Origin of the sequence: Thalassospira sp. MCCC 1A02491, from assembly GCF_001613785.1 — a bacterium.
GTDB classification, from domain to species: Bacteria; Pseudomonadota; Alphaproteobacteria; order Rhodospirillales; family Thalassospiraceae; genus Thalassospira; species Thalassospira povalilytica.
In genome coordinates, this window is sequence record NZ_LPVX01000033.1 from 21034 (window position 1) to 31419 (window position 10386).

The 10386-nt window shown below is 55.7% G+C and carries 11 protein-coding genes and 1 tRNA gene; 5 read left to right on the plus strand and 7 right to left on the minus strand.

The genetic code is table 11. The annotated features are described in order from the left end of the window. Positions 1–220: 220 nt before the first annotated feature. Both AUQ42_RS15520 and AUQ42_RS15525 read right to left on the minus strand, forming a co-directional pair. Positions 221–1312: a TRAP transporter substrate-binding protein gene (locus AUQ42_RS15520; protein ID WP_068520057.1), complete on the minus strand. Its 1092-nt coding sequence runs from the start codon at positions 1310–1312 to the stop codon at positions 221–223. 196 nt (positions 1313–1508) lie between these two features. Further along, on the minus strand, positions 1509–2012 hold the full coding sequence (locus AUQ42_RS15525; protein ID WP_068520058.1) for a hypothetical protein: 504 nt from the start codon (positions 2010–2012) through the stop codon (positions 1509–1511). A gap of 223 nt (positions 2013–2235) precedes the next feature. Between AUQ42_RS15525 and AUQ42_RS16075 the strand changes: the two genes are divergently transcribed. From AUQ42_RS16075 to AUQ42_RS15550, 5 genes are all read left to right on the plus strand, one after another. Beyond that, complete coding sequence (locus AUQ42_RS16075) at positions 2236–3561, plus strand: globin-coupled sensor protein (RefSeq protein WP_068520060.1); 1326 nt, start codon at positions 2236–2238, stop codon at positions 3559–3561. 337 nt (positions 3562–3898) lie between these two features. Continuing rightward, on the plus strand, positions 3899–5044 hold the full coding sequence (locus tag AUQ42_RS15535) for an ABC transporter substrate-binding protein (RefSeq protein ID WP_068520078.1): 1146 nt from the start codon (positions 3899–3901) through the stop codon (positions 5042–5044). A 25-nt stretch (positions 5045–5069) separates the two neighbouring features. Next, on the plus strand, positions 5070–6140 hold the full coding sequence (locus AUQ42_RS15540) for an iron ABC transporter permease (RefSeq protein WP_068520062.1): 1071 nt from the start codon (positions 5070–5072) through the stop codon (positions 6138–6140). Between the two features lie 10 nt (positions 6141–6150). Continuing rightward, positions 6151–6942: an ABC transporter ATP-binding protein gene (locus AUQ42_RS15545; protein ID WP_156480898.1), complete on the plus strand. Its 792-nt coding sequence runs from the start codon at positions 6151–6153 to the stop codon at positions 6940–6942. Next, entirely contained in the window at positions 6943–7236 is a 294-nt protein-coding gene (locus AUQ42_RS15550; protein ID WP_068520064.1) for a DUF2218 domain-containing protein, read from the plus strand. 101 nt (positions 7237–7337) lie between these two features. Here AUQ42_RS15550 and AUQ42_RS15555 read toward each other — a convergent pair whose 3' ends face one another. The 5 genes from AUQ42_RS15555 to AUQ42_RS15575 form a co-directional block, all read right to left on the minus strand. After that, the gene (locus AUQ42_RS15555; protein WP_068520065.1) at positions 7338–8291 is read right to left on the minus strand and encodes an energy transducer TonB; all 954 of its coding nucleotides are present in this window, start codon (positions 8289–8291) and stop codon (positions 7338–7340) included. A 1-nt stretch (position 8292) separates the two neighbouring features. Beyond that, the gene (locus AUQ42_RS15560; protein WP_068520066.1) at positions 8293–8700 is read right to left on the minus strand and encodes a biopolymer transporter ExbD; all 408 of its coding nucleotides are present in this window, start codon (positions 8698–8700) and stop codon (positions 8293–8295) included. Then, complete coding sequence (locus tag AUQ42_RS15565) at positions 8697–9086, minus strand: biopolymer transporter ExbD (protein ID WP_068520070.1); 390 nt, start codon at positions 9084–9086, stop codon at positions 8697–8699. The genes AUQ42_RS15560 and AUQ42_RS15565 overlap by 4 nt, the downstream gene beginning before the upstream one ends. Positions 9087–9109: 23 nt before the next feature. Beyond that, positions 9110–9985, minus strand: coding sequence for a MotA/TolQ/ExbB proton channel family protein (locus AUQ42_RS15570; RefSeq protein WP_068520073.1), 876 nt, complete (start codon positions 9983–9985; stop codon positions 9110–9112). A 315-nt stretch (positions 9986–10300) separates the two neighbouring features. Next, positions 10301–10376 (minus strand) — tRNA-Lys (locus tag AUQ42_RS15575). Positions 10377–10386: the final 10 nt, after the last annotated feature.

Sequence of the window (10386 nt, forward strand, 5' to 3'; positions counted from 1 at the left end):
CGTAACTCTGTTTGAACCCAAAGTTACGGTTTTTGGCGCATGCAACAATTCATGTTTGCGGGATGCAGCATCGCGCAAACTGCATGACATCGACATTTCATCGATATTTCTTCACCCGAAGGTTCAAACAAAAGGGCCGCCCGAAGGCAGCCCCTGATATCGTGCGCACCGGACCGGGTTGCGGTCGGTTCGCGAAGATTGTTCTCAGATACTGGCGGACTTAGTAGCCCCAGACCTTTGCACGCTGCAACAGACCGGTTGCTTCGAATTCCTTGCCATAGCGCGCGCCCTTCTTGACGAGGTCAAGGTAGCTTGCGGCAATTCGGCCCGACAGGTCGTTCTTGGCGGCGATTTCATCAACCGCGGCCTTGGAATGTTCGGCCAGGGTCATGATGACATCATCGGGGAACTGACGCACTTCAACGCCCTTGTCGATCAGCGGCTGATAGGACTGAAGGTTGTTGAAGGTAAAGTCAGCCAGGGTATTTTCCGAAATCGCCTGTGCGGCATAACGGATGATTGCCTGCAGATCCGGTGACAGGGCATCGAACTTGTCCTTGCCGACAAAGATCTCAAGACCCGGTCCGGGTTCGTGGAAGGCCGGGGTATAGTAGAATTTGGCAACCTGATAGAGACCAAATGCCAGATCATTCCACGGACCGACCCATTCAGCGGCGTCAATCGCGCCGGACTGCATCGACGGCATGATATCGCCGGGCGGCATCATGGTCACGTTCGCACCGGCACGGCGCATGGCTTCGCCGCCCAGACCGGCATAGCGCATCTTCAGGCCCTTAAGGTCATCAAGCGAATTGATTTCCTTGTTGAACCAGCCGCCCGCCTGCATGCCGGAGTTGCCCGCATAGAACGGCACAACATTAAATTCGGCATAGGCTTCTTCCCAAAGTTTCTGACCTTCGCCAAAGCGCAGCCAGGCCGACAGTTCCCAGGCGGTCAGACCAAACGGAATGGTCGAGAAGAAGTTCAGGGCCGGGTTTTTGCCCTGCCAGTAATAGGGCGTACCATGGGCCATTTCGACCACGCCCTGTTCGACCGCATCCATGCATTCGAACGGCGGGACGATCTCGCCACCACCGAACACACTGATATTCAGACGACCATTGGACATTTCCTTGACCATGGCGGCAAATTTTTCTGCATTGGTGCCAAGGCCCGGCGTCCCTTTTGGCCACGGCATCACCATGCGCCAATTCAGACTTTCCTGCGCGGAAACAATAGCCGGTGCCGCGACCGATGCGGCAACCGCACCCGCACCCAGACCGGCTCCTTTAAGGAACTGACGACGTTTCATTGGGATCCCCTTAGATTCTTGTGTTTTGGTGGTTTTTTGCGCGACCACCAGCCTGCGGAGGGGGATTTTCGCTAAAAGACGCGTCGGTTTCCACTATTTTTGCCAAAACGGGGAAATATTTTTTCCCCGACGTTACGGCATGCTGGTTTTATGAGAATGCCAGATACCGTCAATGATCGCTGTTCGGGCCGCAACCCTAGCCAAGGAAACGGTTATAATCGGCAATGAACTGATCCACCGTGCCGGCGCCAAGCGGGGTGTTGTAATATTGCTTCCAATAGGCTGCCAGCCCGTTCAGATCATTGGGATCGGACGGCAAGGCACCCGGGGCCCGATAATACCGGATGCGACACATCGCGGTTGCATAGGCAAGATTGGTGGCAAGCTGTGCGGATTTGTCGGGTTTACCATCCGATCCGACCGGCTGTGCCGCCAGGAAACCATCAACCTTGGCCTTCAAAGCCGCACGGGTCGAATAATCCAGATAATTGACATAGCAATCATTCAGGGTTGCCGGTTCCATCTGATAGATGCCCAGTGCCGGACCGCCGCCAACCTGCTGGATATAGTCGCCCAGATGACTTTCATGGGCAGCGGTACCCATCAGAAGGTTTTCGGCAACATCAGGTGCCGGAAGATCAAGCACAGCCAAAACCGGCTGCACGATCAAAGTTCTCAGTTGATCCTTGTTAATCGGCACGGCGGCCTCCTGTTCATCTGTGACTTACAGATGACACGACGCCCTGCCCCAAAGGGTGTGACGATTTTTCCCGAAAATCTGCGACATGCCGAGGCGGTTCTACCCTTGCGAGCAAATCATCAATCCTAATGGATAGTTATTTTCGCAAATTGAAGCCCAACCTAAATCCAAGATGCGCATGACAAATGCTGAGAGAGATCAACCTGCTATCGGGGAGAATGGCATGCATCCGGAACTAAAACGCCGTCTTGAATTCATCGGCTTTGACGAAAGCAAGGTCAAACAGCTCAAACGGGCATGGCCGGTAATCGAAAAGAACCTTCCACCCATTCTGGACGAATTCTACAAAAAGGTGATGGGCCGACCGGAACTGGCAAAAATCGTCGGGGATCCGTCCAATATCGGCCGCCTCAAGGACGCCCAGCGCAAACACTGGGCCAAACTGTTCGAAGGGTCGTTTGATGACTCGTTTTATGAAGATGTCCGACGCATCGGCAAGGCCCATGAACGGATCGGACTGACGCCGGAATCCTATGTGTCGGCCTATAATTTCATGCTTGGTGAAATATCGGCCCTGCTGTTCAGGCAGTTCCACCGCGATTCACAGGTTTCCCTGATGGTGGTCGCATCGATCAATGCGCTTCTGGTCGATGTCGAAATGGCGATCACGGTCTATTACGAGGAAACGCAAAACACCTATCACAACAAACTGCAGCAGATGTCGCATGATTTCGAGGAAACCATCGGCACGGTCGTTGCCGCCGTCGCCTCATCGGCCGAGGACATGTCACACGCGTCCAATACGCTGATTTCCAGCATGACCGAAACCCAAGACGAGGTCCAAAGAGCCCGCGGAGCTGCCGAAATTTCCGCAGACAATGCCACCACCGTTGCCGGTGCGGCCGAAGAACTCGACAGTTCCATTCGTGAAATTTCCAGCCAGGTGTCGCGGGCATCGACCATTTCCAACGAGGTCGAACAATCCGTTCGGCGAACATCGGACACCATCGAAACACTGAACGCCGCGGCAGACCAGATTGGAACGGTCGTCGATCTGATTGACAAGATCGCAAGCCAGACCAACCTTCTGGCGCTGAATGCGACAATCGAAGCCGCCCGCGCCGGTGAAGCAGGCAAAGGCTTTGCCGTGGTCGCAAGCGAGGTCAAAAACCTTGCCAATCAGACCGCCAAGGCAACCGGCGATATCACCGAACAGATCAATGCCGTTCAACAAAGCACATCAGCAGCCGTCAGTGCCATTCAGACCGTGGCCGGACAAATCGGCACCATCGTTGAATCGGTAACGGCAATTTCGGCGGCAGTCGAACAACAGGCCGCCGCCACCACCGAAATCAGTGGCAATATCAATGCGGTATCCGCCGCCAATCAGGACGTGAATACCAGCCTTGAAACCGTCAATGGCACGGCAAGCAAGACAAGCTCGGTGGCATCCCAGGTGTTTGAGGTGTCAAAAACCCTTAAGCAGAATTCCGAACGTTTGCGCAGTGATGTCGATGCCTTTGTGTCGCGTCTGACGGCGACGTCATGACTTTCTGACCGTTGATGCGCGGTCGTGCGGGTGCGGGAACGCCGGTTTCCGCACCCCTTTTTTTGGCTGACGGCTGATGGATTGTGATCAGCACTGCCCCGCCCTTTTCCGGATGATCCGGGCCTTAAAGAAAATAATATTCAAAATCATTCGCAATTGGATGGTTTCTTTGCTATGAAAATTTCCGGCTGTGTAGATGGCGCGCATTTTTGATGCGCGGACCATGGCAGCGGTTTTGGTGCTGATCAACCCGATGGTGAAGGCGCAGCACCCTGCCCCGACACAGCCAGACAGATTGTCGCTTACATCATGCAACCTTCCAGAATGCAGAAACGATATGAAATTTAACCGTTTACTGAGTTTCGTTGCCGCCGCTGTCCTGTGCGCCACCACGGCCCGGGCTGGTGAAACCATTACCCTGACCGATGTTGCCGGACGCGAAGTTACCGTAGAAGTCCCGATCAAACACATGATCCTGGGCGAAGGTCGCTTTTTGCCATCCATCGGCATTCTGGATCCGGAAAATCCGGTGCGCTGGATCGCGGGCATGATGGGCGAATTCAAACAGCTTGATCCGGGCTCTTACGCCCGGTACGAAGCCAAATTTCCTGAAATCGACGACATTCCGCTGATCGGGCGCAGCGGTGAAGCAACCTTTTCGGTCGAAAAGGCACTGACGGTCGAACCCGATGTCGCGATCTTTGGCATGTCGGGCGGCCATGGGCCGGGATCAAAAAGCCACGAAATTCTGTCGGTTCTGGGGGCGGCCCATATCCCGGTCGTGATGATCGATTTCCGCAGCAAGCCGTTTGAAAACACCCCCAAAAGCATCCGCATTCTGGGTAAGCTGATGGGCAAGGAAGACCAAGCCGAAGCATTCGTAAAATTCTACGAAGAAAACCTGCACAAGGTGACCGACAAAACCGCACAGATCACCGACAAGCCCAGTGTCTTTCTTGAAAGCCGGGTTGGCCTGCAACAGAATTGCTGCGAGGCCATGGGCAATGAAATGATCGGCAAATTTGTCGAACTTGCCGGCGGCAACAACGTATTTGGCGACGAAATCCCCGGCGTCATCGCACAGGTATCGATCGAGCAGCTTCTTCTCAAGAACCCGGACTATTATGTGACGACCGCGGTCGGATCGGCCGGGCTTGATCCGGAACTCAATTCCAAACGCATTGTTCTTGGCGCATCGACCAATGCCCAACAGGCCGCAGCGTCGCTTGCGCACAGCATGGAACGTACCGGCCTTTCGGAGCTTTCAGCGGTGAAAAGCGGCCATGTCTATTCCGTCTGGCACCATGTCTATAACAACCCGATCAATGTCACGACCCTTCAGGCGATGGCAAAATGGTTCCATCCCGAAACCTTTGCCGATCTTGATCCGGACGCGACACTCAGAACCTTCTTTGAGCGTTTCCAGGCAGTTGATCTGAATGGTGTTTACTGGATTGGCCTTGATCAGGCGTCATCTTTGTAAACGCCATAAAACATCGGACCAAATGATGAAAGACCAGACCACCGGCGCAGCACATGCTGCGCCGTCGCTGTCACACCAGTATCGGGCATTCGTGTTCAAACGGATTTTCTGGCTGTGCATATTCCTGACTGCCCTGATTGTTTCCTTTGCTGCCAATGTGATCACCGGCCCGGCCATGCTGTCCTTTGTCGATGTGGTGACGGGCATCCTTGATCCCGAAACGCTGTCTGGCGCCATGAAGGTGATCGTGTTTGACGTGCGCCTGCCCTTTGCGGTGCTGGCGATCCTGATCGGCGCGACGCTGGGCCTTGCCGGGGCGGAATTGCAGACGGTGCTTAACAACCCGCTGGCCAGCCCGTCGACCCTTGGCATCATGCATGCCGCGACCCTTGGCGCATCGGTCGCCATTGTCTTTCAGCTTGATCAATACGGCCTGCCGGAAAACTACATTGTGCCGGTATTTGCCTTTGCCGGGGCGTTGTGCGCGATTTTCCTGATCCAGATGCTGGCGGGATTTTACGGGGCGACCATTGATACGGTCGTGCTGTTTGGCATTGCGCTGGTTTTTGCACTGGATGCGCTGGTGTCGCTTATCCAGTTTGTTGCCGATACCGACAGCCTGCAACAGATCGTGTTCTGGACCATGGGCAGCCTTGCACGCGCCAGCTGGGAAAAGATCGCGATTGTCGGCGTGGTGTTCCTGTGCTGTGTGCCATTTAGCATCCGCCATGTCTGGAAAATGACAGCCCTTCGTGGCGGCGAAGATTACGCCAAAAGCTATGGGGTGTCGGTTGAACGTTTGCGGATGCTGGTATTGCTGCGCGTCGGGGTTCTGACTGCGGTTGCGGTATCCTTTACCGGCGTGATCGGCTTTGTCGGGCTGGTCGGGCCGCATATTGCGCGCCTGGCCTTTGGCGAAGACCATCGTTACTACATCCCGGGCAGCATCCTTGCCGGGGCATTTATCCTGTCCTGTGCGTCCCTGGCCAGCAAATCGATTGTCCCGGGCATCATGATCCCCGATGGCATTGTCACGGCCCTGATCGGCATTCCGCTGTTCCTGGCCTTGCTGATTTCGCAAAAGCGTCGTGGATAAGGGGCCGATCATGACCAAACTTGATATCCGCGATCTTGTGATTGCCCATGGCAAAAACACCATCCTGTCCAACATCACGCTGGCCGATTTCGAACCAGGCAGCGTGATCGGCGTGCTTGGCCCCAATGGTGTTGGCAAATCAAGCTTCCTGCGATCGCTTGCGGGGCTTGCCCCCTATGGCGGATCAATAACCTATGACGGGGATGAAAACCGCAAGCTCAGCCATAATCAGCGCGCACGCAAGGTTGCCTATTTGCCGCAAACCTTGCCACAGGCCACCAATCTTGTGGCTTATGAGGCGGTTATTTCGGCCTGTCGGGCGGTGCGCCATGATCTGACACGCGATCATGTGGAAACCCTGACGGAACGGGTTTTTGACCGTCTGAACATCCGCCATATCGCGTTTCAGCCGCTTAGCCGCATGTCCGGTGGTCAGCGCCAGATGGTCGGGCTTGCCCAGATCATTGTCCGCGAACCCGACATCATGCTGCTTGATGAACCGACAAGCGCGCTTGATCTGCGCTGGCAGCTCGGGGTTCTTGATGTGGTGCGCACCCTTGTCAAAGACAAACAGGGGCTGGCGCTGATTGCGCTGCATGACATCAATCTGGCGATGCGCCATTGCGACAGCCTGATCCTGTTTGGCGAAGGCGGTGTGTTGTCACATGGCGCCCCACGACACGCCATGACACCCGAAATGCTGTCGCGGGCCTATCATGTCAGCGGGCGGCTTGAAACATGCTCGCACGGGTCACCATTCGTCATTGTCGACGGGCTCAACACCATAGAGGGACACCGATAAATGTTTACCACCAGGGGATCGGTCAAAACCGATAACGCCGCCAAATATCTTGTGCAGCTGTGCAAGCATTTCGCCCACAAGGTCACAGTCGATCTTGGTGAAACATCGGGCGATGTCGCCTTTCCGATGGGGCCATGCACCATCACGGCAACGGATGATGCCCTGATTTTCGATGGTCAGTCCGAAAAGGCCGAAGGGATCGAAAAGATGAAAGGCGTGATTATCGTCCATCTCGACAAATTCGCCTGGCGCGAGGCGCCGCTGAACTATCGGTGGGAAGACGGTCAGGCCTGACCTTCCAATCCCTCACCTACCCCGTCACACGCCACACGCCACACGCCACACGTCACAGTGCGAAATAAAAAACGCCAGCCTTTCGAGGCTGGCGTTTTGCATTAGCGCAGATTGTAGACCACCGGCACGGTTAACATGATCTTGTCTTCGGTCATGGTGTCGGGGAATGGCGGGAATTGGCGTACCCGTTCAATCATCCGCTGTGTTTCGCGATCAAGCAGCTTCGATCCGCTTGATGACAGCACCCGGGTTTCAAGCACCGTTCCATCGCGTGCAATCACGATATAGATGCTGTTCTGACCTTCGATGCCGCGTCGCTTGGCCCGGTCGGGATATTCGCGATAACGGTTCAGCATTTGCAGAACCGATGACTGGTAATCGACCATCGCGGCCTTGCTGGCGGCGCCGCCACCACTGCCATTCGATGCCGATGCTGCCTGGCTTTGGGCGACTTCACCCACGGTGCCTTCGGACCGGCTTGAATTGGTCAGGCCACTTGGCTGAATGACCGGTTCGGGCTTTTTCTGAACCGGTTCCGGTTTTTTCGGTGCTTCGACCTTGGTGACCGGCGGCTTGGGCTTCATCCGGACCGGAAGAACTTCGGCCAGTTCCTGAACCACAACCGGCTCTGGTTCCGGTTCGGGCTTGGGTTCGACGACTTCTTCGACGACGGGCTCGGGTTCCGGCTCAGGCTCGGGTTCGACAATTTCGGGTTCGGGCTCTGGTTCCGGCTCGACGATTTCTTCGGGTTCCTCGACCGGTTCTGGCTCGGGTTCCGGTTCAACGACCGGCTCCGGTTCCGGTTCCGGTTCAGGCTCGGTGACCTCGACCGGTTCTTCGGCAGCACGGCTTTCGACAGAATCCGCACTTTGTTCGTCAATTTCGGACTCACCACTGACGGCATGCCCGGCACCAAGCGAAATGCTGATGCTTTGGACCGATCCGGCACCGCCCCAACCCGATGGTTGCGGATCGGGCATGGCCAGAACAATCCCCCCGGCCAGAACAATACCGGTCAGCCCGGTTGCGATCAGGAAATCAACGCGTTTTGACATATCAATCCTGTCCCGCCTCGATTGCGGTCATCAGCTGTACCTTGTCAACGCCAAGTTCCTGCAACCGTTTGAGCAAGGCAACAACCTTGGCACCTTCGGTATCGCGGTCGGCACGGATTTCAACAGGACGACCGATATAATCAACCGGCAACATCGATGACAGGCGATCAAGGCCGCCCTTAAGATCATCAATCCCGATTTCACCCGACTTCCCGAACCACAGGACAATCGTGTCTTCGGGGCGGGCTTCAGCAGTATGGCTTGCCGGCGGGTCGACTTCAAATGGGCCGAGCTTTTGCAGGCTTCCGGCAATCATGAAAAAGATCAAAAGCAGAAAGACGATATTGATCAAAGGCAACATCGGTTCCTGGACCGGGCCGTCCTCGGCGATCTGAATGCGGCGTTTCATTCGATGAACTCCACATCTGTAACCCCGCCACGGCCAAGCGCATCCATCACATCAACCAGATGCTGAAGACTTGCGCCATTGACCGGACGCAGACGCACGGGTGATCCGCCATAGTCGCTTTGCAATGCCGGGACAAGTCCCGACAGCGATACGGTTTCCCCGTTGATCGAAAGACCGCCATTGGCATCGACATTGACCGTTACCGGGCGTACGTCGCTTTGGCTGGTTGATCTGCCATCGGTGATGCTGACCGACATCTCGAAGCCCTTCCAGTCAAGGAAGCTTGATGCCAGCATGAAGAAAATCAGCAAAATGAAGACAACATCAATCAGCGGAGTCAGACCGATCATCGGTGATGAACCGCGATTACGTTCGCGCAATTGCATAGGCGTATTCCGGCGGATTGGGTTTATTCGGCTGCGTGGCGAAGTTCGGATACGTTGGACGCCCCCAGAGTGGTCCTGTGGGCCAGTTCGCCCCGATTGACCACCATGGTGCAGACATCTTCCATCACCGCTGCTGCACGGCCGATAACGCCCTGCATCCACATATGGAATGCGGTTGCCGGGATCGCGACAACAAGACCGATCGCGGTTGTCAGCAACGCCAGCCAGATCCCGCCCGACAGGACAGACGGATCAATGCGGCTGCCCGCACCTTCCATTTTCTGGAAGGCCTCGATCATGCCCATCACGGTTCCAAGCAGGCCCAGAAGCGGGCTAAGGACCGCGATGGCCGACATGATGCGCAAACCGCCATTCAGGCTGTCGATTTCCTTGCGTGCACGTGCGGCAATAAGATCGGATGCGGCTTCGCGTTCATCAGCCGATGCCACGGACAGTGACAGGCCCGAAAGTCCGATACGTGCTGCCGGATGACGACGGCGCGCCAGAAGGTCTGCGGCCTGTGCTTCGTCGCCATCTGAAAGGTGGCGTTCGACATCACGCACAAACCCGTCGGCAAAGACACCACGGCGCAAGAAACCAACCAGCTTGTAGAAGAACAGGACAAGCCCGATCAAAGCCATCGCTGCCAGAACCCAGCCGACAACCCCGGCCCGGTCAACCTGTTCGATCACCGGCAACCCGACAAAGGCATCGGTCATGGAATTGGCCTGGGTCGTTGCCGTTGTGTCCATCGGAAGTCCCGTAGCGGGATCAAGGATCACTGTACCATCACTGGACAGGGTTCCGGTCGCAGTTGCGTCAGGTGCAATTGCGCCATCGGATGCAAGCGGGCTTTGCGCATCATCAGATGCGGCCAACGGATTTACAGGTTCAGGCATTTAACTTTCCGATCAAATATACGATCAGCATCAGACGTCCTGCTCTGATGCATTTGAAACTGATTTGCATTCTTTACAGGAAATAGAATTGCGATGCAATCGCAACCAACAAAACATACAGCTTTTTCGTGCATGGCTGCTTTGCTTCGCGCCCGGGCGATCAGATATCGAAACAGACAGAACGGGAAAGTCGGACCATACCGGCAACGCGGGCGAAAATGCCCGATGGGGCAAACAAGTGCGGCGAAGAATTAAGTGATCCAAATGCCGGATATGCAAAACCCCCGGAACTTCTGGGTTCCAGGGGTTTTGAATTGGTGAGCCCGACAGGATTCGAACCTGTGGCCAACTGATTAAAAGTCAGTTGCTCTACCAACTGAGCTACGGGCCCTCAACGTTGG

What these genes read in the sequence shown, in the direction of transcription:
- AUQ42_RS15520 (WP_068520057.1), bottom strand. Translation starts at nt 1,312, where the DNA reads ATGAAACGTCGTCAGTTCCTTAAAGGAGCCGGTCTGGGTGCGGGTGCG.
- AUQ42_RS16075 (WP_068520060.1), top strand. Translation starts at nt 2,236, where the DNA reads ATGCATCCGGAACTAAAACGCCGTCTTGAATTCATCGGCTTTGACGAA.
- AUQ42_RS15535 (WP_068520078.1), top strand. Translation starts at nt 3,899, where the DNA reads ATGAAATTTAACCGTTTACTGAGTTTCGTTGCCGCCGCTGTCCTGTGC.
- AUQ42_RS15540 (WP_068520062.1), top strand. Translation starts at nt 5,070, where the DNA reads ATGAAAGACCAGACCACCGGCGCAGCACATGCTGCGCCGTCGCTGTCA.
- AUQ42_RS15545 (WP_156480898.1), top strand. Translation starts at nt 6,151, where the DNA reads ATGACCAAACTTGATATCCGCGATCTTGTGATTGCCCATGGCAAAAAC.
- AUQ42_RS15550 (WP_068520064.1), top strand. Translation starts at nt 6,943, where the DNA reads ATGTTTACCACCAGGGGATCGGTCAAAACCGATAACGCCGCCAAATAT.
- AUQ42_RS15555 (WP_068520065.1), bottom strand. Translation starts at nt 8,291, where the DNA reads ATGTCAAAACGCGTTGATTTCCTGATCGCAACCGGGCTGACCGGTATT.
- AUQ42_RS15560 (WP_068520066.1), bottom strand. Translation starts at nt 8,700, where the DNA reads ATGAAACGCCGCATTCAGATCGCCGAGGACGGCCCGGTCCAGGAACCG.
- AUQ42_RS15565 (WP_068520070.1), bottom strand. Translation starts at nt 9,086, where the DNA reads ATGCAATTGCGCGAACGTAATCGCGGTTCATCACCGATGATCGGTCTG.
- AUQ42_RS15570 (WP_068520073.1), bottom strand. Translation starts at nt 9,985, where the DNA reads ATGCCTGAACCTGTAAATCCGTTGGCCGCATCTGATGATGCGCAAAGC.